This window comes from Burkholderia glumae LMG 2196 = ATCC 33617 (assembly GCF_000960995.1).
Classification (GTDB): domain Bacteria; phylum Pseudomonadota; class Gammaproteobacteria; order Burkholderiales; family Burkholderiaceae; genus Burkholderia; species Burkholderia glumae.
The window spans coordinates 255879-280976 of the sequence record NZ_CP009434.1 but is presented as its reverse complement, the minus strand read 5'-3'; the positions used below and the strand labels follow the sequence as shown (position 1 = coordinate 280976).

Below are 25098 nucleotides of genomic sequence, written 5' to 3'. Positions count from 1 at the left end.
GGCCCGGCGGCCGCAAGCGATGCCGAGCGGTGGGCGGGCCCCGGCTTCATCGCATGTACAGGCCGCCGTTGACGTCCCAGCAGGCCCCGTTGGCGAAGTAGGCATTGCCCGAGGCGAGCAGCACCGCCACGTCGGCGATGTAGTCGGCGGGGCCGAGCCGGCCGACCGGGATCGTCGAGATCACCTTTTCGAGCCGGTCCGCCGGCACGCTTTGGTGGACGATCGGCAGGTCGAGCGGCCCCGGCGAGATCGCGTTGACCGTGACCCCGCGTGCGGCCAGATCGCGGGCGAACACCTTGGTCAGCGTGAGCGTGCCGCCCTTCGCGGCGGCGTAGTGCGCGCCGGTGGCCGAGCCGCCGTTCTGGCCCGCCAGCGAGGCGATGTTGACGATGCGCCCGCCACCCTGATCGGCGAAATACTGGCCGAACACCTGGCAGCCGAACAGCACGCTGCGCAGGTTCACGTCGATCACCTGGTCGAACTGCTCGGCCGTGATGTCCATCAGCGGCACCACCTTCGAGGCGCCGGCGTTGTTGACGAGCACGTCGACGCGCCCCCAGCGTGCCGTGACGGCGTCGAGCGCGGCGCTGAAATCGTCCTTGCGGGTCACGTCGAGCGACAGCGCGACGGCCTGCGAGCCGTCCGGGCTCAGTGCCCGCGCCGTGGCCTGGGCGGCGTCGAGCGCGACGTCGGCCAGCGCGACCCGATAGCCGGCTGCGTGAAAGCGCGCGGCGAGCGCGGCGCCGAGGCCGCGCGCGGCGCCGGTCACGACGACGGTTCTAGGTTCCATCCGGGATGCTCCTTGTCTGACGGCGCGCGGCGCGCGCCCGGTTGCGGGCGGTGCGCTCAGGCCGCGGCCGCGGCGGGCGGCACCACCAGTTCGCGGCCGATGCGCGCCTCGATCTTGCCGTAGCGCCACAGGTTGTAGTCACCGACCGGCGTGGTGCGGTACAGGTTGCAGACCGCCACGGCGGTATCGAAGTCGGCCACGTCGGCCATGATGTAGAAGGTCCAGGGCGCGCCGTCCGCGTTGCCGACGGTCAGCCGGTCGTCGTCCATGATGCCGAGGATCTTCACGCCTTGCATCGCTTCGACGGCGGCCAGCATCTTGCCGTAGGCCTGCCAGACCGTGCCGATCTGCTCGCGCGGGAGATCGAAGAAATTCTGGGTGACGCCGCAGCAGAACAGGACGCGCAGCGCAAGCTTGGGGGATTCGCTCATGGGATGGAATCTCGCTCGAGGTCGGATGAAGAGGATGCGCACAGGCCGGCGCGCACGCCACCGGCACGGCGCAGGCGCGCAGACGTCACAGGTAGCCCGGGATCGGCGGCACGCCGACGAACACCGCGCCGGCGCCGTCGTAGTTGCCTTCCGCGAGGAAGGCATGCTGCGTGACGACGAGCGCGTCGCGCAGCAGGCGCTGCAACGGATGGGTGCGATAGATCGCCATCGTGCCGCCGAGCCGGTAGGCCCGATATACCACGTCCGCGCCCTCGCGGGCGGCCTGGGTGGCGGCCAGGCGCAGCAGGCTGACCTGCTCGGGCGTGGCCGCGCCGCCGGCCTGGATCGATTCCCAGACGGTGCGCGTGGCGTCGTAGAAGAAGGCCCGGACCGAACGCAGTTGCGCTTCGGCCTTGGCCAGCTCGATTCGGTAGTAGGCGCGATCGGCCAGCTGCGGCGCGCCGGTGGTGGTGCGCCGGCCGCCCGACATCTGGTTGGACACGTCGAGCGCGGCGCGCGCCAGGCCGAGATTCACCACCGCCAGCACCTGCGCCGCGTAGGCGACGGTCGGATAGCGATACAGCGGCTCGTCCACCGTCGGCGCGCCGCCGCGCACGAAGGTCCATTCGTCGGCCACGACCTTGCCGTTGACGCGCAGGTCGTGGCTGCCGGTGCCCTGCATGCCCACCACGCTCCAGTTCTCGACGATTTCGATCTCGCTGGCCGGAAAGACCGCGGTGCGCGGCTTGTTGGGCGCACCGTCGCCGTTGGCGCCGGTATCGATGCCCACGCCGAGCCAGTCCGCGCCCTTGCAGCCGCTCGCGAACTTCCAGGTGCCGTCGATCAGCCATCCGCCGTCGGCGCGCCGGACCTTCTGCACCGGAAACAGCCCGGCGCCGAAGGCCTGATCGGGGCCGCCCGCATAGAGCCTGGCCTGCGTCTCGAGCGGCAGCGCCGCGAGGTAGACGTTGGCCGAGCCGAAGCTCGCGACCCACGCGGCCGAGCCGTCCGCCGTCGCGATGGTCTCGATCATCTCGAGAAATTCGGCCGGCGCGCGCGCGTCGCCGCCGAAGCGCTTCGGCGTGGCGGCCCGGTAGATGCCGGCCCGCTTGAACAGATCGATGACGTCGCGCGGCACGTGCGACAGCCGTTCGAATTCGTCGCGGCGCGCCACGATGACCTCGACGAGTTCCTCCAGGGTCGACAGCGGGCGGGGCTCGACGGCGGCACCGGCCGAGCGTGGACTGGGTTGCGCCGGGGCGACGGCGGCGGGGGTAGCCATGACATATCTCCTGATGGTGCGGGACGGCGATGCGAGCCGGGTGGTCGCCGCGCGTGGCGAACGGCTCGCCCGAACCGGTTGATCTGAGGCTCAGTCTAGGAACGCCGGAACGGCGCGGCAATTGGGGCCTCGGCCCGCGGATCGGGGGATTGCCCGCAGCGGACTAAAGAAATCTTCAGATGCCGCCGCGCGCGTCGCGGTGTATCGTGGCAGGCAGCAGCGCCGCCCCGAAGGCCGCCGATTCCATCCGCCCTATGACGTTCCCCGCCGAAGACGATTTCCGCCGCCTGCTCGATTCGCTGACGCTGTGCGTGCTGCTGCACGACGCGCACACCAAGGCGATCGTCTGGGCCAACCGCGCCGCCTGCGACGCGCTCGGCTTCACGGTCGAGGAGCTGCTGCCGCTGAAGGCGCACGACATGACGCGGCCCGAGCCCAGATACGCACGCGAGAACGCGATAGCCGCGATGGATCGCGCCGAGACGCAAGGGCCGCAGGTCTATGAGTGGTGCTACCGGTCGCGGCGCGGCGAGGACATGCTGTCCGAGGCGATCGTCACCCACGTGAAGCTGCGCGAGCGGGCGGTGGTGATGGTGCAGTTCCGCGACATCAGCGCCGAGGAGGCGATCCGGCAGAAGCTCAGGCACTACGAAACGCGGCTGCGCGAATTCATGCAGGACCTCGGCGAAGGCGTCGCGGTGCTCGACGAGGCGGGCGCGATTCAGTACCTCAGCGCGTCGGGGCGGCGCCTGCTCGCGCTCGATGCGCGAACGCCGCCGGGCGTGGTGACCGACCACCTCGATCCGCTCGACCACGCGCGCCTGCAGGCGCAGCTGCGCGAGGCGCCCACCGGCGGGCCGTCGGCACCGGCGCGCTACCGGATGCGCGACGGCGCGCGCTGGCTGCGCATCACGTGCCGCCAGCTGCACGGCACCGACGATCTGGCCGGCGTGCTGATCCACTTTCGCGACGTCACCGACGTGGTGCGCATCGAGGACGCGCGCCGCGCCGAGGCGCGCCAGCTCGAATACGCCGGGCGCTACAACGCGATGGGCGAGATGGCGATCGCGATCGCGCACGAACTGAGCCAGCCGCTCGCGGCGATCCGCAATTTCATCGAGGGCACGATTCAGCGGCTCGCCGCGCCGGGCCAGCTGGACGGTGCGATCTGGGGCCTGCGCGCCGCCGACCGGCAGGCCGAGCACGCCGCCGCGATCATCGGCAGCGTGCGCGAGTACGTGGCGCGCCGGGCGCCGAACGTCGGGGTCGTGGACCTCGCCGCGATCCTCGCCGAGGTGGCGTACTTCGTCGAGCTGCGCGCGCGCGATACGGGCGTGCAGGTCGCCGTCGAGCCGCCGGCGGCGGCGCTGCCGGTCGAGTGCGAGCGCGTGCTGATCGGGCAGGTGATCCTCAATCTCGCCTTCAACGCGATCGATGCGCTCTTGGAAATGCCGCCCGGCGCGCGGCGCCTGACGATCGCCGCCGCGCGCGACGGCGACGCCGCCATGGTGCAGGTGCGCGACAACGGGCCGGGCGTGCCGGAGGGCGTCCATGCCGGCCTGTTCGACGGATTCTCCTCGTCCAAGCCGGCCGGCAACGGCATCGGCCTGTCGCTCTGCAATAACATCGTGACGCGCCACGGCGGCCGGATCCGCGCGTTTGCCGCCGAGGGCGGCGGCCTCGACTGTCGCTTCTGGCTGCCGCTGCATCGCGGCGGCGACGCGGCCCGCTAGCCGCGCCGGCCGGCAACGCGGCGGCGCCGCGCGGGCGCCGCGGATGCGGTCAGAAGTTGTGGCGGATGCCGGCGATCACGGCCATTTGGCGGTTCGTGTCGCTGTTCACGAGATTCGGAATTTCGGCGAGGTTGCGCGTCGCGCCGCCCGCGGCGTCGAGGCCCAGTCCCGCGCCGCCCGAGCATTGGCCGATCGCCACCGCGTACAGCGCGGTGCGCTTCGACAGGCTGTAGGTGGCGCCGAGATTGAGCTGATGGATGCGCGTCGAGGCGCGGCCCGACGGCTGCACGTCGTTGAGGATGTAGGCCGCGCCGAGCAGCAGCAACGGCGTGGCCTGCCAGGTCGTGTTCAGCTCGCCGACGTCGAAGCGCAGGTCGGTGCCGCCCGCGCCCGCCGCGCTGTAGTACCGGCTCTGCGCGAGCTCGGTGTGGGTGTAGCTGAGCGCCACCGTCACCGTGCCGATCGTATAGGCGCCGCCCGCGCCGAATACCGAGAGCCGCGCCGCGTTCTGCAGTTCGCAGTACGGCGCGTCCGCGTTGGCGCAGCTCAGGTCGCCGAAGTAGCCGCGCTCGCCGCCGAGCGCGGCCTGCATCGGATTGCGCAGCGTCAGATAGCCGGCGCTCAGCGACAGCGGGCCTCGCGCGTAGCTGGCCGCGACCGACCAGCCGCGCCGCTGCGAGAAATCGCCGGGCACGCCGCCGAGGCTGAACAGCCCGCCCACCGTCAGGCCGCCGAAGCTCGGGCTCAGGTACTTGATCGAATTGTTGAAGTTGAATGCCTCGTTGAGGTTGTCGACGTCGCCGAAGTGCGAGCCGTAGAGGGTCGCCCAGCTATTGCTCGAGGCGTAGGCGCCGAGGTAGTCGGAGAACGGGTCGTACTGCCGGCCCAGGGTGAGCGCGCCGTAGCGCGGATTCGCCAGGCCGACCCAGGCATTGCGGTTGAAGATCGCGCCGTTGTCGATCGACGCGCCGTTCTGGGAAAAGAGGCTGCCTTCGAGCGTGAAGTTCGCGTGGGTGTCGCCGCCCAGGTCCTCGCTGCCCGTCAGGCCGAAGCGCGACGGCACCAGATTGCCACCCGCCACCTGCCAGGTCGGATGGCCGCCCGTGGTGCCGTCGGCGCGCGTGGCCTGCTGGTTCGAGCTGAACACCACGCCCGTGTCGATCGTGCCGTACAGCGTGACCGACGATTGCGCGTGGACCGTCGTGGCGAGGGCGAGCGCCGCCAGCGCCGGAGCGATGAGCCTGACAGGGAAGTGCGTCATGGAAAGGTCTACCGGGTAAGCGCGATGCCCGGCGGCAAGGCGCGGGTGGAGGCTGGCAGGCCGCCGCGCGGCCTGCCGGTTGCGTGAATGCAGGCGGCGCGACGCAGGCCGGCGCCGGGCCGCGTCATTGCCCGAAGCGGGCATAGATGTCGGGGCGCACGCGCCGCAGCACCAGGCCCACCGCGATGCCGACCAGGGCCACGCCGGCGTGGATCCACGGGAAGGTCGCGATCACCGGGCTGTCGGAGCCGCTCAGGGCGTCGAGATTGCGGATCAGGATCGCGGCGACGGCGAACAGCGCGAGGGCGCCCAGCACCGGTGCGAGCCGTGCGTGCCACAGCCGCGTGTCGAGCCGCGTGACCATGAAGAAAACCGCCACCGACACGCTGGTGCCGGCTTGCAGCAGCACCACGCCGAGGATGCCGAGTGCCGCCGTGCAACTGAATACGGTCGCGAACGGGTCGGTGCCGAGCGCCGCGTAGATCGCCAGCGGGACCAGGATCGACAGCGTCTGCAGATAGCTCGCCAGGTAAGGCGAGCCGTGCTTCGGATGCAGCCGCTGCAGCGCGACGGGCAGGATCCGTTCGCTGGCCAGCGCGTGCAGGTAGCGCACGATCATGTTGTGGAACGACAGCAGGCTCGCGAACAGGCTCGTCAGCAGCAGGAAGCTCATGGTCGTCGTCAGCGCGCTGCCGAGGTAGCGGTCCGACTGGATGAACCAGAAGTCGCCGGGATGCCGCGTGGCGGCGTCGGCCACCTGCGATACGCCGTAGGCACAGACGATCGTCCAGGTGACGAAGGCGAAGAACAGCAGGATCAGCACCACCGACAGATAGGTCGCGCGCGGCACCGTGCGCCTGGGGTTGCGGCACTCCTGCCCGTAGATGGCGGTGGCCTCGAAGCCGATGAACGAGGCGAACGCGAACATCACCGCGATGCCGACATGGCCGCCCAGCAGATGGCGCGGCGCGAACGGCGCCAGCGTCAGCCCGTCGGGGCCGCCGCCGTGCAGCAGGATCGCGCCGCTCAGCAGCAGCAGGATGCCGAGTTCGAGGCACATCAGCACGCCGAGCACGCGGCTGTTCAGGTCGATGCCGCGCAGCCCCGTGAACTGCACGATCGCCGCGCAGCCGACGGCATAGCCATACCAGGGCAGGCTGGTTTGCAGCAGCGGGCCGAGGATGGTCGAGCAGAAGAAGCCGAACAGGCCGTACAGCGCGATCTGGATGCTGGTGTAGGAGAGCAGCGCGACGAACGCGCCGGCCATGCCGATCGGGCGGCCCAGGCCGGCCGTGAGATAGGCGTAGAAGGCGCCGGCGCGCACCACGTGGCGGCTCATCGAGGCGAACCCCACGCTGAACACCAGCAGCACCAGGCCGGCGATCACGAACGCGCCGGGTATCCCGGCGCCGTTGCCCAGGCTGATGGCGGGCGGCACGCCGCCCAGCGCGCCGGTCAGCGGCGCCGCCGCCGAGATCACCAGGAAGACGATCTGCCAGAGTCCGATGGAATTCACGGCCGGCTGCGAGCGCGGCACGTCGAGAGCGGAAGTAGAGGGGGAGTCGGGCATCGTTGTCTCGGTATCGTGTTGGGTATCCGGCTGCCTCGCTGGCGCGGCCGGGCCGGGCATGCCGGGGTCTTGCCCGAGCGGCCGATTGCAGCCGGCGTGATGGCATCGTAGGTAGCTAAAAAAAATCCGCCATAAGGCGGATTACGCCAATTTCTCGATAAAGTGCGCCACCGTGCGCGGGCGCGTCGGCGCGCGCGATTTCGTATGAGCAGCGAACGAGCCGGCGCGCTGCGCCGGCTGGCGGCGCGGCCTCGCCGGCGCCGGGCTCAGGCGGCCAGCGCGCGCTCCAGGTGCGAGCCGAACGCGCATACCTGCTCGTCCGCGTCGTGGCGGCCGACGATCTGCAGGCCGGCCTTCAGCGTCGAGCCGGCGACCGGCAGCGGCAGGCTCAGCGCCGGATGACCGCTGAGATTGAACGGGCGGATCAGCGACGACATCGCGATGACCGGGCGGCCGCCGCGCGCCTCCTCCACGGTGATCGGGAAGTCCGGCAGGGTCGGCATGACCAGCAGGTCGACCCGTTCGAGCGCGCGATCCACCTCGTCGGTGAAGGCGCGCCGCACCCGCTCGGCGGCCTCGAGCGCCTCGCGCGTCGTGGCCGCCGCGGCGCGCAGGCGTGCCTCGAGATCGGCGCCCAGCTTGCCGCTGCCCACCAGATGGCCGAAGGCCGCCGAGGTTTCGGCATTGATCACGGCGAGGCCGGCTTCGAAGGCCTCGCCCAGGCGCGGCAGCGCGCACGCCCGAGCGCCGTTGCCGGCGCGCCGGACCGCGTCGACGACGGCGGCGCCGAACTCGTGCCGAGCCGGCGCCGCGACGATGCCGATCCGCAGCGCGGCGGCCGGCGCGGCGGCCGCCCGGCCGTCGAAATCGGCGCTGATCGCCGTCATCGCGGCGATCAGCATGCGCATCTCGCGCGCGAACGGGCCGACGCAGTCGAGCGTGGTGACGGCCGGGGCCACGCCGTCGCGCGAGACGCGCCCGAACGTCGGCTTCAGCCCGATCACGCCGCAGCAGGCCGCCGGGCCGCGGATCGAGCCGCCGGTGTCGGTGCCGAGCGCGGCGTCGGCGAGTCCCAGCCCGACCGCGGCAGCCGAGCCGCTCGACGAACCGCCGGGAATGCGCGTGCGCGCCTGCGGGTTCTCGGGCGTGCCGGTGTAGTCGTTGATGCCGGTCATGCCGAATGCCAGCTCGTGCATGTTGGCCTTGCCGACGATGCGCCAGCCGGCGTCGAGCAGGCGCTGCACCACGTGCGCGTGGCGGCGCGCCGGCGCGACCTCGGCGAGGGCGCGGCTCGCGCCGGTGGTTCGGTGGCCGGCGATGTCGATCGTGTCCTTGATGGCGATCGTCGGGCTGTCGGGGCCGCGGCCGCCGAGCGCCAGGGTCTGGATGAAGGTGCTCATGCGGGCGTGCTCCCGTCGGCGGGCGGCAGTGCCGCGCGCGGATTGACCTGCCACGGCGCGTCGAACAGGCGTTCGGTGCGCAAATGCGCGATTCGCCAGCGCGGCGAATCGGCGTCCGGGACGAAATCGACCACGAGCCGCGCGCCGATCAGCTCGGCCCGGCCGTCGACGTAGCCCGAGGCCTGCATCATGATCCAGCGGCCGGTGGCACGGCGCGCGTCGTGCGCCACCTCGATCGTCTCGGCGGTGACGAAGTGCGTGTTGGTGGCGAAGTGCGGCGTCGGCGGCAGGTAGCGCGACAGCATCGCCACGATCGCCGCGCGGCCCTGGTGCCGGCCGAAGGCGTGCTCATAGTGCCGGCCGACGCCTTCCCAGATTGCGTCGGCGGTAAACAGCGCGGCCAGCGATTCGCCCGCGAGCGGGCGCACGGGAACGTCGCAGAGCGCCATGTAGCGCGTGAAGGCGTGGCGGACTTCGCGCTCGGCCTCGAGGCGGCTCAGGCGCTCGGCGAGCGAGGCAAGCGAAAGGGAGGGGATCGGCGTCATCGTGAGCCCGTCAGGAAAGGGGGGCCGGCCGCCGCGGCGGGACGCGGCGCGCCGGCGAGAATCAGCGGCCCAGCGACTTCGCGGTCTTGCCGCCGATGCCGAAATCGGTGTTCGGGATGTCCTTGATCATCACGCGCGTCGCATCGGGCGGCGCGTCGAGGGTCGCGGCGGCCGTATCGGCCAGCGCGCCGATCAACGCGCGCTTCTGGTCCAGCGTGCGGCCCGCGATCAGGATCGCGACGATCACCGGCAGCGCACCGCCGGCGGCGCGCGTGCCGCCGAGCCCGTAATGGCCGTCGGGCAACTCGCTGAGCAGCACGCGCACCGATTCGGCGGGGGCGCCGATCGCCTCGACGGTGGCGTGGGTGAGATGGGCGATCAGCGCCGCCTTGCGCGCCTCGGGCTGGCCGGCGGGCAGATAGACTTCGAGCGTGGGCATCGAAAGAACCCCGGGAGAAGACCGGCGCCGGCGCGCGCGAGGCGCGCCGGCCGCTGGTGTCGTTAAAGCAGGAAACCGATCGCGTTCAGTGCCTCGGTCGAATCGATCAGGCGGATCACCTTCTGCACCAGGCGCGCTTCGCCGCCCTCGAAGCGCAGCGTGTGCGCGACGTCGGCCGCAAAGATCGTGGTGGCGGCGCGCTTGTAGGCGATCACGATCTGCGCCGAGCGCATTTCGATCGTGTTCGCGTCCCGGCTCGCCAGCGTGAAGCGCGACACGGTGCGCACCGTGCGTGCCGCATCGGCGGCCGAGGCCGAGTGGCCGGAGGTCATTCGCTCGACGCGCTTTGCGCGCATCTCGTGGTCGTCGTAGGCGTAGTTCAGGGTCGCCGCGAAATCGGTCGTGGTCCGATCGATCGGCACCACGTAGTGGCCGGCCTCGTCCCACAGCGTCAGCCACTCGCGATACTCGCGGCGGTCGAGCATCTCGGCCTCGCGCCAGATGAAGCGCTGGGCGCGCGCGAAGGTGTCGTCGGACCCCGGCGTGTTGTGCTGGTTCATCATGCCTCCATCATCCTGCGCCATTGCGCGTATGCCTCGCGCATGCCCGTCTCGTCGGTCGCATGCGCGGTCTTCTCACCGTTCGGTGCGCTGGTCTCGCGGTTCAGGCCGCGGTTCACCAGGATCGGCGTGTGCGGGCCGGCATGCGCGCCGCGCTGCACGCGCTCCCAGGCTTCAGCATCGTCGGGGCTGCCGAAACCGAGCGGGCCCTGGAAATGCTCGTGGATCCGCAGGCGCACGCGGTTCGCTTCCTCGGGGCCGCCGTCCATCGCCAGCGCGACGTGACGGATCTCGGTTTCCTCGGCGGAGATCGGACGCAGCACGCGGAAGAACGCCATCGACAGCGCGAGGTTCGGGAACAGGTTCAGGTTGAAGCCGACGCCCATCAGCGAGCGCACGATCCGGCGCACCTCCTCCGGCGCGTGCCTTGCGGACAGTTGCGCGACCAGCGCGTCGTATCGCTCGGGCAGCGGCGCGCCGTCGTCCACGTCGAGGTCGACGATTTCGGGCACCAGCACGGCCAGGCTGTGGCCGTTGCCCAGCGACCGGCAGAATGCCTTGTCGCTGGTCATGAAGCGGGTGATCACCTCGGCCGTCTGTTCGTCGATCGATTTCATCCACGACTTGTGCACCACCGGGAAGTGATACAGGTCGGTGGTGTTCTCGAGCTGGATCTTCCAGTTGCCCTTGAAGCGGAACTTGTGCTCGCCGTTCGACTTGATCGGGTAGCCGGCGCCCTGCTTCATGAACAGGTCGATCCAGGGCTTGGCGCCGCCGAGGAAATCCTCGAGCGGTTCGATTTCCTGATTGAAGCTCGCGAAGATCAGGCCTTGATAGATGCCGACGCGCAGCTTTTCGAGCGGCAGGTCGCCCTTCTCGCACACGCCCTCGTAGCCGTCGCCGTATGGCAGCGCGCGCAGCGCGCCGTCGAGCGCGTAGGACCAGCTGTGGTACGGGCAGGTGAAGCCCTTTGCGTTGCCCTGGTGCTCCTCGCAGACCGTCGCGCCGCGGTGGCGGCAGCGGTTCTGCAGCACGTTGACGGTGCCCGTCCTGTCGCGCACCACGATCACCGGCTGGCGGCCGATCGTGGTGGTGCGGAAGTCGCCGGGCTGCGGCAGCTCGCTTTCGTGCGCGACCCAGATCCAGGTCTTGTAGAAGATGCGCTCGAGCTCGGCCTCGAAGATCTGCGGATCGTAGTAGAGCGACGGGGCGATACGGTCGGCTTCCGCGCGGCCGCGCAGTGCACGCGTATCGATGCTTTGCCAGGTTTCACTCATGGTCGGAGGTATCGTGGTGATCGCGATGGAACGCGGGGTTGTCGATCGCCGGAGCTGGCCGGCGCTTGGCGATAGTGTCGAGCGGGGGGTGTCATGCGTCAAATTGATCTAAAATCGCAAGTCACATCAACCGGATGGATATCACCATGCGATCGCTCGACGGTGTCGACCTCAACCTGCTGCAAGTCTTTCTGGCCATCGTCGAGGAGCAGAGCCTGACCAAGGCCGGCGCGCGGCTGGCGCTGTCACAGCCGGCGATGAGCTATTCGCTGGCGCGGCTGCGCGCGCTGTTCGACGATCCGCTGTTCGTGCGCACGCGCCATGGCATGCAGCCCACGCCGATTTCGCAGGAACTGGCGGTGATCGTCGCGCGCGCGCTCGATACCGTGCGCGAGGCGCTGCGCTATGCCGAGCGGTTCGATCCCGCCGTCAGCACGCGCGCGTTCCGTCTGTCGCTCTCGGACGCGGGCGAGATGGCTTATCTGCCGTCGATCTGCGAGGAAGTGAATCGGCTGGCGCCGAACATCAAGGTGGTCGTGCAGCCGCTGCCGGTGGGCGAGATCGAGGACGCGCTGCGCGCGCGCCGGCTCGATTTCGCGATCGGCAACCTGCCCGAGCTGACGGCGCGCACGCGCCACCAGGTGCTGTTCGAGGAAGGGTACGTCTGCATGATGCGACGCCGCGTGGGCGGCCCGGCCAGACCGGCATTGACGCTGGCCGAATTCGGCCGCGCCTCGCACGTGCTGGTGCGCTCGATCGAGCACAGCCACCACGCGCTCGACGATGCGCTGCGCACCCAGGGCGTGGCGCGCAACATCGGCCTCGAGGTGCCGCACTTCGTGGCACTGCCGCGCGTGCTGGCCGTGACCGATTTCGTCGCCACGCTGCCGCGCCGGCTGGCCCAGATCTTCGCGAAGGACGGCGCGTTCGACATCTTCGAGCTGCCGGTGGCGATCGCGCCGGTGGGCGTGACGATGCACTGGCACGAGCATTTTCACGAGGACGAGGGCATTGCCTGGATGCGCCAGCTGCTGGGCCAGATCATGCGGCGCTTCGCAGGCTCGGAGGCGGCCGCCCGGCCCGCGCTCAGACGTCGAGCACGATCCGCTTCGAGCGCGAGCGCGACACGCAGCAGCAAATGACCCGGTTGGCGGCGCGCTCGGCCTTGCTCAGACAGTGGTCGCGGTGGTCGGGCTCGCCGTCCACCACGTCGACGATGCAGGTGCCGCACACGCCTTCGCCGCACGATGTGTCGATGTCGATGCCGATTTCCGCCAGCGCGCCGACGATCGTCTGTCCCTTGCCGACCTGGACCACCCGGCCGGAACCGGCCACCTGCACCTCGAAGCTGTCGAGCGTGCCCTCGGCTGCGGCGACGGGCTCGGCCGCGAAGCGCTCCAGATGCACGGCGTCGGCGCCGACCGCCGCCTCGCCGGCTTCCACCACCTGGTCCATGAACGGGCCCGGGCCGCAGGTATAGACGTGCGTGCCGGGCCCGGCGCCGCTCAGGCAGTCGTGCAGCGCCGCCTCGAGGTCGGCCGGTTCGACGCCGAAGTGAAGGCGCAGATGGCGTGCCAGCGGCTCGCGCGACAGCGTCGGCAGGAAAGCGGCATGCGCCTCGCTGCGCGCGAAGTAATGCAGCACGAACGGCGTGCCGCGCGCCGTCAGCCGGTACGCCATCGACAGCAGCGGCGTGATGCCGATGCCGGCGCCGATCAGCACGTGCGTGCGTGCCTGCTCGGCGAGCCGGAACAGGTTGCGCGGCGGGCTGACTATCAGCTCCGAGCCGACCACCACGTCGTCGTGCAGCGAGCGCGAGCCGCCGCGCGACGCCGCTTCCTTCTTGACCGCGAACAGCTGCGCGCCGCGTTCGGCCGGGTCGCCGCACAGCGAATACTGTCGTGTGATCCCCGACGGCGCGGTGACGTCGATGTGCGCGCCGGGCTCATGGACGTCGAACGGCAGGCCGTCGAGCCGGACGATGCGAAACGAGCGGATGTCCTGGGCTTCGTCGCGTATCGCGTCGACGCGGACCTTGAAGGTGAAGGTTTGCATGGCGAATTGGTGTGAGAAGGATCGGCGGCCGTACCGTCGCGCGCACCGCTTGGCACAAGCTTAGGTCCAAGCTTCGAATTCACAAAATTGATATTAATTGGCTATCTCGATCCAGGCCATTGATATCACCCGGCCGGCCGGGACGGCCGGCTGCGGCCGACACGTCCCCGCCGGCCCGAGCGCGGTCTCGATCTCGCGCGCCTCCCGCGGCGGGGCCGGCGCCTCGCGCACGCCAGCCGCTGCCGGCGCACCGTCTGTCTTCCCGCGCGACGCGGGCATCGCCGATTGGGTTCGGGCTCGCTCGATCAGGCCGAGTGGCGCAATGTATCGAACATCTGGCGCGAACTGTCATGGCTTGCGCTTGCCTCCCTATCCGATACTCGTGCCGAGCGATCCCGCCACCCACGAATGATCCGGCCGTAGCGCAGCGCGCCGGAGATTCGAGTCGAGAAAATTTCAAATGACACGAGACACGAAGATTGATTTCATTTACCTGTCCGAGCAGGACATGATCCACGCCGGCGTGACCGACATGCCCGCCTGCGTCGACACCATGGAGGAAATGTTCGGACTCCTGTATCACGGCGACTACCGGATGGCCGGCGCCAACAACGATTCCCACGGTGCCGCGGTGTTCTTCCCCGAGCAGTCGCCGTTTCCCGACATGCCCAAGCCGACCGCGGATCGCCGCTTCATGGCGATGCCGGCCTATCTCGGCGGCCGCTTTCGCACCGCGGGCATGAAATGGTACGGCTCGAACATCGAGAACCGCGACAAGGGGCTGCCGCGCTCGATCCTGACCTTCGTGCTCAATGACGCCGACACGGCCGCGCCGCTCGCCTTCATGTCGGCGAACCTGCTGTCGGCATATCGCACCGGCGCGATCCCCGGCGTGGGCGCGCGTCACCTGGCGCGCAAGGACTCGCGCATCGTCGGCATCGTCGGCCCCGGGGTGATGGCCAAGACCACGTTGATGGCCCTGATCGCGGCCTGCCCGATGATCGACACGGTGAAAATCAAGGGACGCGGCCAGGCCAGCCTCGACAGCTTTCTGAGCTGGCTCGCGGTGACGTTCCCGCAGGTCACGACCGTCGAGGTGGTCGATACCGTCGAGGCCGTGGTGCGTGGCTCGGATATCGTCAGCTACTGCAATTCCGGCGCGACCGGCGACCCCTCGCAGTATCCGCTCGTCAAGCGCGAGTGGGTGAAGCCCGGCACTTATCTGGCGATGCCGGCGCTCTGCAACATCGACGAGGGCATGGAGCGGGCCGAGGTGCGCAAGGTGGTCGACAACGCCGGGCTCTACGAAGCGTGGTTCGAGGAGCTGCCGAAACCCGCGCATACCCACGTGCCAATCATCGGCGTGCGCTTCATGGACATGATCGCGGAGGGCAAGATGGCCGCCGAGCAGCTGGAAGACCTGGGCAAGATCGTGGCGGGCCAGGCGCCGGGCCGCCAGAACGATGACGAGATCATCATCATGTCGGTGGGCGGGATGCCGGTGGAGGACGTGGCGTGGGGCACGGTGGTGTATCGCAACGCGATCGAGCGCGGCATCGGCGTGAAGCTGAACCTGTGGGACGTGCCCGTATTGCGCTGAGTGGCCCGACAGCGCGCGGCGCGTGTCCGCGCCGCGCTGCGCTTCCTTTCAAGCATCCGTTTTCGGAGGTTGCATGACCAAGATAGTCAAGATCAAGACCGGCTCGAAGTTCGAGGAAATCGGCAGTTACTCGCGGCTCGTCAGCGTGGGCGACTGGATTTTCGTATCGAATACGGCTGGGCGCCATCCGGAAACCCAGCAGATTCCGCAGGACGTGGTCGAGCAGACGCGGCAGGTGCTTGCCAATATCGAAGCGGCGCTGGCGGCGGCGGGTTCGAGCCTGGCGGACGTGGTGGCATCGCGCGTGTTCATCCAGGATCCGCACGACACGCAGGCGGTCATGACCCAGGTCGGCGAGAAGTTCCGCGGCATCGATCCCGCCAGCACGGTGACCTGTCCGCCGCTGGGTTCGACGGTCTACAAGGTGGAAATCGAAGTGACGGCGTATCGCGGCGCATCGCTCGCGCCGACCGATCGGCTGACGATCGCGCTCTGATGATGTGTTCCGGGCAGCGGCTGCGCCGCGCCCGCCGGCTTTCCGCGCTTGCTTGAGGATTTTCCGCATGGCACCCAGCATTGCTCCCGTCGCGACGTCGACGGATCTTCCCGCCTGCGCGACCGTGGTCGTCATCGGCGGCGGCATCGTCGGCCTCACGGCCGCGCTCACGCTGGCCGAGCGCGGCATCTGCGTGGTCGTGCTCGAGAAGGGGCGCTTGGCCGGCGAGCAGTCCTCGCGCAATCTCGGCTGGGTACGCAAGATGGGACGAGCGGCCCCCGACATGCCGATGTCGCTGGCGTCCGACCGGCTGTGGAAGGAGATGACGGCGAGGGTGGGCGCCGATGTGGGCTATCGCCAGGCCGGCATCATGTACCTCGCCGGCACGGCGGCCGAAATGGCCATGCACGAGAGCTGGATGAAGGCGGTGGCGCCGCTCGAGCTCGATTCCCGGCTGCTCACCCAGGGCGAGATCGACGTGCTGGTGCCGGGCGGCAGAGGCGGCTGGGCGGGCGGCATCTTCACGCCCTCGGACGGACGCGCCGAGCCCACGCTCGCATCGAGCGCGATCGCCAATGCCATGCAGCGCAGGGGCGGCGTGATCGTCGAGCATTGCGCCGTGCGTTCGCTGACCTTGGCGGCGGGCCGCGTGAGCGGCGTCGTCACCGAGCGCGGCGAGATTCGCTGCGAGCAGGTGCTGCTGGCCGGCGGCCTGTGGTCCCGCCGCTTTCTCGGCAATCTCGGCGTGGCGTTGCCGACGCTGCCGCTGATCTGCCATGCGATCCGCACCGCGCCGATGCAAGGCCCCACCGAGATTGCCGTGGGCGGGCCGGATTTCTCGTTCCGCAAGCGTCGGGACGGGGGCTTCACCATCACCCACCGCGCCGCGCTCGGCGCCCCCCTGCTGCTCGACCATTTGCTGATCGGCCGCCGCTACCTGCCGGTGCTCAAGCGTCAGCGGCACATGCTGCGCCTGTCGCTCGGCCGTCACTTCCTGAACGATCTCGCCATGCCGCGCCGGTGGAGCAGCGCCGACGTGTCACCGTTCGAACGGGTGCGGACCATGGATCCGGCCGTCGACGACACCATCAACGCGCAAGCGATGCGCAATCTCGCGGCCGCATGGCCGGTGTTCGAGAACGCCAGGGTCGAGGAGGTCTGGGCGGGAATGATGGACATCACGCCCGACTCCCTGCCGGCGATCGGGCCGGTGGCCGCCGTTCCGGGCCTGACGCTCGCCGCCGGCTTCTCGGGGCACGGCTTCGGCACGGCGCCGGCTGCGGGGCAACTGGCTGCGGATCTGGTGATGAACCGCACGCCGCTCATCGATCCGTCGCCATACCGGCTGGAGCGGTTCGCGTAGCCGGGCACCGGCCGGCGCCGCGCCTCCCGGCGCTTTGCGGGCCAAGCGCCGGCCCAGGCGCGTCGTCGCCCGGCGCGGACAGGCCCGTCGTACCGATGGCGCCATCCGTGTTTTTGACGACTTGCCTGTCGCGCCATTGCGTAGATAAAGTGAGCCGCGGCAGGTGATACGTGATGGGCGACGACGCGCGAGGAGGCGCAGATACCGTGTCGGCAAGCAATGGATATCCGACGATTCGCGGCGCAGTGATGGGGCCTATCGTGCGTGCGCTGGACGCGGCGGGCGCCCCTTGCGACGCGCTGCTGGCCGAATTCGGGCTGAGCCGGCGGCAGCTTTCCGATCCTTACGAAATCCTGCCGCTCGGCCGTTACATCGGCGCCTTCGAGCGCGCCGCGCAGGTGCTGGGCGAGTCGTTCCTCGGGCTGCGGCTCGGGCGGGAGATCCCGGTTTCGGAACTCGGTCCCGCGGGTTTCCTGTTCGTGTCGTCTCCCACGCTAGGCGCCGCGATCGGCCGCTTCAGCGAGGCGTTGGCGTCCTGGCAGAGCGCGGCCATCGTCGATCTGGCCGGCAATCATGGCTGGCCGATGTGGCGATACCGGATCGCGCATCCGGGCATATGGCCGCGGCGTCAGGATGCGGAGTACAGCGTCAGCTCGATGTGCCACATGATTCGCTTGGTGAGGGGCGCCCAGTGGAAGCCGGTCGAAGTCCATTTCGAACATGCGGCGCCCGACGAGATCAAGCCGCTGATGCGGGTGTTCCAGGCACCGGTGCGATTCCAGCAGCCGGTGAGCGGCGTGGTGATGTGCGCGCAGGATCTCGACGCCCCGCTCAAGAGCGTCGACGTTTCGCTGGCGCGCCTGATGGAACGTCATGCCACGGATCTCATCGAGCGCGACGCGATGCCGAAGAATCTGGTGGATCAGGTGCGGGACCTGGTGACACGTCGCTTGGCGCGGGAGAAGCTCGTCGTGACCGATATCGCCCGCGATCTGGGCCTGTCCAACCGTTCGCTCCAGCGACATCTCGCGATGGCCAATACGTCGGTGCGCGAGATCATTCGCGAGGAGCGGCAGCGCAGCGTGGCAACGCTGCATGAGCGGGAGGGGATGAACAATGCCGCTATCGCGAGAGCCGTGGGCTACGCCGATGCCACGGTGCTGTGGCGCGCCAAGCGCAACTGGACGCGCCGGGGCTAACGGGCCCGGGTATCTCGCGCGCCACGGGAACGAGGACCTGCAGCGGCGGCGTCTACCCCCTTGCTTCGAGCCGCACACGCACCTTCACGAAGCGTTCCCCGCACGCGGCGGCTCGCCCGCCTGTTGGCACGTCCGCGGGCGTGCCGAGCGGGTTTTTCGAAGCGGCCTGTTACGGCAGCCGCGGCAGCCACCAACCGCCGCCGCGCGACCCATTGCAACCATCAAAGGCCAGCCGGTCCTGCCGCGAACGGCGCGGCCGCCACGGGGTGCCGCGCGGCCGACGCGTGGCGCGTGCCGGTGTGGCCCGTCAGGCGGAACACGGCCACCGCCTGCGCCAGCAGCGACGACTGCTCGTCCAGCGATTGCGCCGCCGCCGCGGACTGCTCCACCAGCGCCGCGTTCTGCTGCGTGACGGTATCCATCTGCGAGACGGCTTGGTTGATCTGCTCGATGCCGCGCGACTGTTCGTCGGAGGCGGCCGAGATTTCCGCGACGATGTCCGACACGCGGCGGATCGCTTCGCGCACGTGGCTCATCTTGTTGCTGACGTCGTTGGCCTGCCCCGCGCCGCCCTCGATCAGCACGACCGACGAGGCAATCAGTTCCTTGATCTCCTTGGCCGCCGCCGCCGAGCGCTGCGCCAGCGTGCGCACCTCGCTCGCCACCACCGCGAAGCCGCGGCCCTGTTCGCCCGCGCGCGCGGCTTCCACGGCCGCGTTCAGCGCCAGGATGTTGGTCTGGAACGCGATGCCCTCGATGGTGCCGGTGATCTCGGAAATCTTCCCCGAGCTGCCGCTGATCCGCATGATGGTGTCGACCATCTCGCGCATCGCCTGGTTGTTGTCCTCGGCGAGGCTCGATGCCTGGGTGGCGAGGCCGTTGGCCTGCCGCGCATTGTCGGCGTTCTGCTTCACCGTCTCGGTCAGCTGCGTCATGCTCGTGGCGGTTTCCTCGAGCGAGGCGGCCTGCTGCTCGGTGCGCGACGACAGATCGAGATTGCCGGTCGCGATCTCCTTGGCCGCGAGCGATACCGAGCCGGTGCTGCCCTGGATGCGATGCACCGTCTGCGCGAGCTGCGTGTCCATGATCTGCAGCGCTTGCATCAGCTGGCCGAATTCGCCGCGATGCGAGGTGTCGATTGCCACTTCGAGCTGCCCGTCGGCGATCGTATTGGCCACGCCGATCGCCGCGTTCAGCGGCCGCATGATGATGCGCAGCAGATAGAGCGACGCGCCGACAGCCAGCGCCACGCCGAGGACCATCAGCGCGACGGCGGTGTAGCGCGCCTTCTGCGCGCTGGCCGCTCCGTCTGCCGCGTACTGCGCGGCCTGCTTGTCGTTCATGTCGATGTCGGTGGCGATCGCGTCGAGCGTCGGGTCCGCCACGGCGCGCTGCGCGTCGGCGAGTTGGTTCACCATGTCGTTGTTACCGGCCGCGAGCGCCGCCACGATTTGTGCGCTCGAGTCGCGAAACTGCGGCAGCGCCGTGTTGATCCGATCGGCGATCGCGCGCTCCGCGTCCGAGGAGACGCCGGACGGGTAGTACACCGGCCAGGCCTTGTCGATCTTGTCGAGCGACTGCGCGATGAGCTCGCGCGAGTGCGCGTTGCGCTCGGCGTCGTGGCTCGCCTGCATGCTGCGGATGTAACGTTGCACCTCGAGGATGGACGCGCGCACCTGGCTGAGCGCGCGGATCGGCTTGACGGTGTTGCTGTATTCGCTGCGGACGATATGCTCGAGCCGCGCGATGGTCAGCGAGCCGTACACGCCAATGAACGCGATGACGAGCACGCAGGCGGTCATCGCCGCCACGATTTTGAAACGGACTGTCTGATGCAGGTGGTTCATGATGGAACTCTCCGGGGAAGCCCGCGCGGAGGCGGGCGGATTGCGGCGCGTCGCAAGGGCGTCGGCCATGCAGGGCTGTTCGCGGCCGCAGAATACGGACGCTGGTCGCGATGACTGCACGCGGCTGTCGGAGCGTGAATGTTTCGCGCGTCCCGAGCCGTGCTCGTACCATCCCGCTTTTCGAGCTCGACCTCGTCGAACTCGATCCAACTCGGCATCGCCCGCAGCGTGCAGGCGATCATCGGTGTATGCGCTGGCCCGGCTCTTCGCATCGGCTGGTGGCCGGCGCCGAGCGTCGCGTGTGCGAGGGCGAAGAAGCGCGATGCCAGATCAGGCGGTGGGCATGAATGCTTCACAGCAAGCGAGCGTGAGGTGCGCTTTTCATCTCCGCTGGAGCCAGATAGGCAAGTACCTTGAATAGCAATTCGGACAGCACCGCGTGCATCAGTTCAGCCTTGGGATTGGCGGCTCGCTGCCCATGCTCAAGCCATCAGCTTGAAGGCCGACACGGCGGTCGTGAGCCGGACCGCCTGCCTTTCGAGCGACTGGGCCGAGCCGGTGGCCTGCTCGAACAGATCCGCGTTGCGACGCGTGATGTCCTCGATCTGGTTGACTGCCTGGTTGACCTGCTCGATGCCGCGGCTCTGCTCGTCGGAGGCCGCCGCGATCTCGCCGATCAGATCGGAGACGCGCTTGATCGCCTGCCTGACCTCGCCCACCGTCGTGCCGACGTCGTTCGCCTGCCGGGCGCCGTCCTCGATCGTCGTGACCGAGGCTTCGATCAGCGCCTTGATCTCCTTGGCGGCCGCCGCCGAGCGCTGCGCGAGGCTGCGTACCTCGCTGGCCACCACCGCGAACCCGCGTCCCTGTTCGCCGGCCCGTGCCGCTTCCACCGCGGCGTTCAGCGCGAGGATATTGGTCTGGAACGCGATGCTCTCGATGACGCCGGTGATCTCGGAAATCTTGTTCGAGCTGCCGCTGATCTTTTCGATCGAGCCGACCATGCGCTGCACGGCGGTGTCGCCGACATCGGCCATGTTCGTGGCCTGGGTGGCCAGCGCATTGGCTTGACGCGCGTTGTCGGCGTTCTGTTTGACCGTCTCGGTCAGCTGCGTCACGCTGGCCGCGGTTTCCTCGAGCGAGGCGGCCTGCTGGCCGGAGCGCGTCGACAGCTCGCTGTTGCCGCCGACGATCTCGCCGGCCGCGGCCGCCACGCTCTGGGTGACGGCGCGCACGTCGGCCACCATCCTCGTCAGGTTCGCCTGCATGGCCTGCATGGCCTGCATGGCCGCCAGCAGGCTCCGCGAGACGGCGGGTGCCGAGCCGATGTCGACGGTCAGGTCGCCCGCGGCGATATGGTTGGCCACATGCGTGGCGAGCGCGGGCTCGCCGCCCAGCTGGGACTGCAGCCGTCTCGCCATGAAATGCGTCATCAGTATGCTCACCGCCAGCGCGAGCCCGAATACGCCGGCCAGCAGCCAGAAGCTGGACTGGGTGCCCCGCCGTGCCTCGGCCTCGACCGCCGAGGTGTCGCGCGTGGCCAGTTGCACCAGGCTGTCGATTGCCTTGCGCTGCAGATCGTACTGCTGGGAAATGCGGCCCAGTGCGTCGCGCGCCGCGACCTTGTCCTCGCGCTGCACCGCGGGAATGAAGTCGTCGAAGACGATCCGGTAGAACGCGACGGCGGGAGGGTGAGATGCGTCGATCAGCGCCCGCCGCGTGTCCGGATTGAGCGGCTGCTCGCTCCAGAATCGATAGCGATCGTCATAGTCCTTTCTCAGCGAGGCGAGACGGTCGATCAAGCGCGGCTGTTGCACGGCGTCCGCGTCGAGCAGCTGGAAGCACAGCAGGTACGACTCGATCACGTATTCGGGCGGCGGCAGGATATCGGAGACCAGATCGTTGCTCAGCTGGATCTTCTGATACAAGGGGCCGTTGACGCGCAGCTCTTTCAACACGAAGAGCGAGCACAGGCTGTACGCGATGAAACAGGACGAGAACCCGAGGATCAGCAGCACGAACTGAGTGCGCAAGCGAAACGTCTTATGACTCATTGATGACAATCTTTCCGCCTCACGAAAACTACATGGAAATGCCGAGGCCGCGGCCAAGGCGAGCGCGAATCTTCATTTTTATAAGGACTTCGTAATTTCCGTGCAAGGTAGCGGATGTGTCACTACCTTGCCGTCCGATGACGTCGGCCGCCGCACTGATTCGTCTCCCCCTCAAAGCGCCATGGCCAGCTTCCCGACTAGCTTCTATAGCGGCGCGAAAACGCGGAACTTAAGAGGTGCCTAACTATTTAGTTATCTGTACGCCTTGGCAAGAGTCGATAGACATGCGAAACGCTGGCTTTCTGCTTGGGTAATTTGTATTGCGAATAACCAGGAAGGAATCGCGGATGATCGACTGGCAGACTGCTGGCGGGCGGATGCGCCGCAACGGCAATACGAGCCGCGTGAGCTGTACAACACGCGGCGTTGGCCGGCCGAGCCGGTGCGCCTTTGTTGTCGGCTCGGCCGATCCGGGCGAGTGCGCGGTCGCGCCGGGTATCCCGAGCGCCGTGGTCGAGGCCGTGAACTCGTTGTTTGCCTATAGGGAAACCAATTTCAATGCTGCGCTGTGCGTGGCCGATTGGCTGGAAAGCGTACCGGTGGGAGCTGAAGTGGCTTCGCCAGTTCAGACGGTGGGAAAGTCGCCGCGCTGCACCAATCATCGATGAGCCGCGAGCAATCAGCTCGCTGACCGCGCAGTGAGGTGCGATGTTTCCAAGCGCAGGCGTGGGCGAGCATGGGCGACTCATTCTGCACGTCGACCCGGCTCTCCCGCATCTGGCGCGGCTCCCGTGGGTGCCGTGCCGGCAACCGGCGCCCGGCGACGCGGCGCTGCAGCGGATCGCACGCGTCGGCGCCGGCGGGTGGGGCCGGTTGAAGCGCCGAGCCCGGTACTGGACCGTCCACGCATGCTTCAATGCCGAGCTTGAGGGAGCGGTGGTTGTAACACTTCGCTTCGTGAGACGCCGAATCATGCGCGCCACGCACCGCTCCCGCCATATCACTGCCTGCGGTCAGCTCACCGCAGGTTCGATCGTCCAGTAGTCGCCGTGGCCCGACGTGGTAGAAATCCAGGTACCCTGGAACGGCCGCGAGTCCTGCGATAGCCGCTGGCCCCCGAAATGGGCGTTTTCGAAATACACCCTGTCGCCGTATTTCAGCCCCTGGCCATGTCTGTCAGCTTGCTTGACGATCCATGTTTCGTTAGCCATGTAAGATCCCTGAACATACATGTTGTAGTAGTAGCAGTCGTGCGAATCCGACCAGGCGCCGAGGAAATTCGCACCACCGACCTCGGCTTCCAGCGTGACGATGAACAAGCTCGACCCGTCGTCGATCTGGGCGGGAGGATCGGCTTGGGGGGTGCGCAATGTCAGCACGGCCTTGTTGCCGCTGCCCAGCGTCGGAAAGTGCGCGGCGAGATTGAGATCGATCGCGAAATGCATCAGATCGCCGTCGGGTAGGCCGGAGGAAACCTTGGTAGCGCTTTGGGAAAGCGTCACATAGTTTCCGTGCTGGTTCTTCAGTAGGATAGGGTCGCCGTACTGGACCGGATCGCCGATCTTGCGCGCTACCTTGAGAAAGCCGATATCGGCAGCATCGGTGCGGGGCTGCTTCAACGTGACGACGTTGTCGAAGGTAGGAGCGTGGCGGGTCCGCTCGCCGAAAGACGCGGCCTGGTCTGCCTGCCCGAGCCATTTCAGGGTGGTTGCCAGGATGGACGTATGATCGTACGGCGTTGATGTGGGGGAGCGGAATACGGTGCCCTTCTGCACCAGCGGGGACACGAGCAGAGTCGGGACGCGTGCGCCGAAGCGGTCGAAACCGAAGCCGTTGGTCGTGAAGTCGGGTTTGGCCGCGCCCCAGGGCGGCACGGCCGCCGGGGGAGCTACATGGTCGAAAGAGCCAACAAACTCGTCGAAAGTGATCACCAGCAGTGTCTTGTTCCAAGCCGCCTGATTCGCGATGAGGCTGCTGTACACGTCTTTCACGAAATTCTCGGCGACAATCATGTTGCCCGGCGGGTGATAGTCGTTGCCCATTTGCGTCAGCAGGTTCTTCAGCCCGCCGTCCGTGGAGGTTTCGGCTATCGTCCACGATGGCTCGATGTAACTGAATTTCGGCAAATTGCCGGAGCGCGCCAGCGCGTGGAATTGATCCACTGACTTAAAGTGGCGATCGGCGCCGGAAATTTTATGAATGGCCGGGAACAGGCGCCACGTGTAGTTGGACGTCAGCTCGCCGGAAGCCATCGAATTGATGTATTGCGTATACGGCTTGAGTGCCGCCAGCAGAACCTGGAGCGCGGTGGAAAGGACTGGGTTCATCAGTCTGGTCAGCAACGCCAGCCGCGGCAGGTTATTGAGCAGAGCAGAAATCTTGTGCGGCAGATAGCTGCTTTGCCAGAACACCGCCCAATCCGTATTCGCGGAGGCGAGAGCGTTGAAGATCGTGTCCTCCGGGAAACGATCGTCGCCGATGCCCATGCCCAGCACTTTCTCCAGCTCTTTGGCTTGGGGATCGATTTCCAGTTGACCGTTATTGACGAGCCCGTGCGAACTGCCTGTCATCAAGAATGCGCGGTTGGGATTGGTCTGCGACGGCACCGAGGCAAACCAATCGTCGCAGACGGCGTAGTGCCGTGCCAACTGGTTCATGACCGGGAGCTGGCCCGGCGTATAGCTTTGCATAACCATGCCGGCATTCGCTTCAATGTCGCTCTGGCCGTAATGATGATGCTGCATCGTATTGACGAAATCCTGCAAGACACCCGTCATGGTTGCCTTGGCGCCGGCGGTTGGCGTCTCGGTTCCAAAGAACTGCATGTTGACGTTCTTGAACTCTTCGCCGGGCGTGATGCTCGGCACCGTGAATCCGGCCGCGCCGCGCGAGGGCGGTGAAGACAGGCCATAATCTGCCCGATTGGTGAAGGTTGACAGATCGACGCCCTGCAGGCCGCGAAACGTGTCGTCTGCCGTCGCCGGAGGGATGTTGACAGCCGGGGCGTCGTGCTCGTAGAGCCAGCCCAGCATCCCGTCGAACGAGCGGTTTTCCAGCATCAGCACAACGATGTGTTCGATATCGCCCATGACCCGCTGCCCTTGGGGGAGCAGGCGATAGTGTTCATAAGGCCCTGCACCGAACTGGCAATTGACGGTGCCGGCGCCGGCATCGATAGGTTGCGTCACGCCACTTC

General features: G+C 68.1%; 21 protein-coding genes. 7 read left to right on the top strand and 14 right to left on the bottom strand.

The features are described from left to right. Positions 1-46: 46 nt before the first annotated feature. The 3 genes from KS03_RS02550 to KS03_RS02540 form a co-directional block, all read right to left on the bottom strand. Positions 47-790 carry an SDR family NAD(P)-dependent oxidoreductase gene (locus KS03_RS02550; RefSeq protein ID WP_012732980.1) on the bottom strand — a complete coding sequence of 248 codons (744 nt, stop codon included), beginning with the start codon at positions 788-790 and terminating at the stop codon, positions 47-49. 56 nt (positions 791-846) lie between these two features. Further along, on the bottom strand, positions 847-1221 hold the full coding sequence (locus KS03_RS02545; protein WP_012732981.1) for a hypothetical protein: 375 nt from the start codon (positions 1219-1221) through the stop codon (positions 847-849). 85 nt (positions 1222-1306) lie between these two features. Next, entirely contained in the window at positions 1307-2503 is a 1197-nt protein-coding gene (locus KS03_RS02540) for an acyl-CoA dehydrogenase family protein (RefSeq protein WP_012732982.1), read from the bottom strand. Positions 2504-2757: 254 nt separating this feature from the next. On the opposite strand from KS03_RS02540, the gene KS03_RS02535 reads away from it, so the two are divergent. Next, positions 2758-4236 carry an ATP-binding protein gene (locus KS03_RS02535; protein WP_012732983.1) on the top strand — a complete coding sequence of 493 codons (1479 nt, stop codon included), beginning with the start codon at positions 2758-2760 and terminating at the stop codon, positions 4234-4236. Positions 4237-4285: 49 nt separating this feature from the next. On the opposite strand, the gene KS03_RS02530 is transcribed toward KS03_RS02535, so the two are convergent. The 7 genes from KS03_RS02530 to KS03_RS02500 all read right to left on the bottom strand — a co-directional run bounded on the left by KS03_RS02530 (position 4286) and on the right by KS03_RS02500 (position 11288). Continuing rightward, entirely contained in the window at positions 4286-5497 is a 1212-nt protein-coding gene (locus KS03_RS02530; protein ID WP_012732984.1) for a porin, read from the bottom strand. A 124-nt stretch (positions 5498-5621) separates the two neighbouring features. Next, positions 5622-7067 carry an APC family permease gene (locus tag KS03_RS02525; RefSeq protein WP_012732985.1) on the bottom strand — a complete coding sequence of 482 codons (1446 nt, stop codon included), beginning with the start codon at positions 7065-7067 and terminating at the stop codon, positions 5622-5624. Positions 7068-7333: 266 nt separating this feature from the next. After that, positions 7334-8467, bottom strand: coding sequence for an amidase (locus KS03_RS02520; RefSeq protein ID WP_012732986.1), 1134 nt, complete (start codon positions 8465-8467; stop codon positions 7334-7336). Further along, positions 8464-9012: a nuclear transport factor 2 family protein gene (locus KS03_RS02515; protein ID WP_012732987.1), complete on the bottom strand. Its 549-nt coding sequence runs from the start codon at positions 9010-9012 to the stop codon at positions 8464-8466. The genes KS03_RS02520 and KS03_RS02515 overlap by 4 nt, the downstream gene beginning before the upstream one ends. Positions 9013-9073: 61 nt before the next feature. Next, positions 9074-9451, bottom strand: coding sequence for a tautomerase family protein (locus KS03_RS02510; RefSeq protein WP_012732988.1), 378 nt, complete (start codon positions 9449-9451; stop codon positions 9074-9076). Positions 9452-9513: 62 nt separating this feature from the next. Continuing rightward, positions 9514-10014, bottom strand: coding sequence for an aromatic-ring-hydroxylating dioxygenase subunit beta (locus tag KS03_RS02505; protein WP_012732989.1), 501 nt, complete (start codon positions 10012-10014; stop codon positions 9514-9516). Next, positions 10011-11288 carry an aromatic ring-hydroxylating oxygenase subunit alpha gene (locus KS03_RS02500; RefSeq protein ID WP_012732990.1) on the bottom strand — a complete coding sequence of 426 codons (1278 nt, stop codon included), beginning with the start codon at positions 11286-11288 and terminating at the stop codon, positions 10011-10013. The genes KS03_RS02505 and KS03_RS02500 overlap by 4 nt, the downstream gene beginning before the upstream one ends. A gap of 146 nt (positions 11289-11434) precedes the next feature. On the opposite strand from KS03_RS02500, the gene KS03_RS02495 reads away from it, so the two are divergent. Next, positions 11435-12430, top strand: coding sequence for a LysR family transcriptional regulator (locus KS03_RS02495; RefSeq protein WP_012732991.1), 996 nt, complete (start codon positions 11435-11437; stop codon positions 12428-12430). Here KS03_RS02495 and KS03_RS02490 read toward each other — a convergent pair. Continuing rightward, a complete protein-coding gene (locus KS03_RS02490; protein WP_012732992.1) occupies positions 12375-13343 on the bottom strand; it encodes a PDR/VanB family oxidoreductase in 969 nt (322 codons plus the stop codon). The genes KS03_RS02495 and KS03_RS02490 overlap by 56 nt on opposite strands. A 460-nt stretch (positions 13344-13803) precedes the next feature. Here KS03_RS02490 and KS03_RS02480 point away from each other — a divergent pair, with 460 nt between their 5' ends. From KS03_RS02480 to KS03_RS02465, 4 genes are all read left to right on the top strand, one after another. Next, on the top strand, positions 13804-14943 hold the full coding sequence (locus tag KS03_RS02480; RefSeq protein WP_012732993.1) for an ornithine cyclodeaminase family protein: 1140 nt from the start codon (positions 13804-13806) through the stop codon (positions 14941-14943). Between the two features lie 73 nt (positions 14944-15016). Next, entirely contained in the window at positions 15017-15439 is a 423-nt protein-coding gene (locus KS03_RS02475; protein ID WP_012732994.1) for a Rid family hydrolase, read from the top strand. 67 nt (positions 15440-15506) lie between these two features. Continuing rightward, positions 15507-16802: an NAD(P)/FAD-dependent oxidoreductase gene (locus KS03_RS02470; RefSeq protein WP_017432549.1), complete on the top strand. Its 1296-nt coding sequence runs from the start codon at positions 15507-15509 to the stop codon at positions 16800-16802. Between the two features lie 173 nt (positions 16803-16975). After that, entirely contained in the window at positions 16976-18001 is a 1026-nt protein-coding gene (locus KS03_RS02465) for an AraC family transcriptional regulator (RefSeq protein ID WP_012732996.1), read from the top strand. Between the two features lie 221 nt (positions 18002-18222). On the opposite strand, the gene KS03_RS02460 is transcribed toward KS03_RS02465, so the two are convergent. Next, entirely contained in the window at positions 18223-19848 is a 1626-nt protein-coding gene (locus tag KS03_RS02460; RefSeq protein WP_012732997.1) for a methyl-accepting chemotaxis protein, read from the bottom strand. A gap of 482 nt (positions 19849-20330) precedes the next feature. Continuing rightward, complete coding sequence (locus KS03_RS31965) at positions 20331-21902, bottom strand: methyl-accepting chemotaxis protein (protein ID WP_043308100.1); 1572 nt, start codon at positions 21900-21902, stop codon at positions 20331-20333. Between the two features lie 347 nt (positions 21903-22249). Here KS03_RS31965 and KS03_RS32575 point away from each other — a divergent pair, with 347 nt between their 5' ends. Further along, positions 22250-22570 carry a hypothetical protein gene (locus KS03_RS32575; protein WP_230674608.1) on the top strand — a complete coding sequence of 107 codons (321 nt, stop codon included), beginning with the start codon at positions 22250-22252 and terminating at the stop codon, positions 22568-22570. Between the two features lie 345 nt (positions 22571-22915). On the opposite strand, the gene KS03_RS28910 is transcribed toward KS03_RS32575, so the two are convergent. Further along, the gene (locus KS03_RS28910) at positions 22916-24991 is read right to left on the bottom strand and encodes an alkaline phosphatase family protein (RefSeq protein ID WP_017432857.1); all 2076 of its coding nucleotides are present in this window, start codon (positions 24989-24991) and stop codon (positions 22916-22918) included. Positions 24992-25098 lie beyond the last annotated feature (107 nt).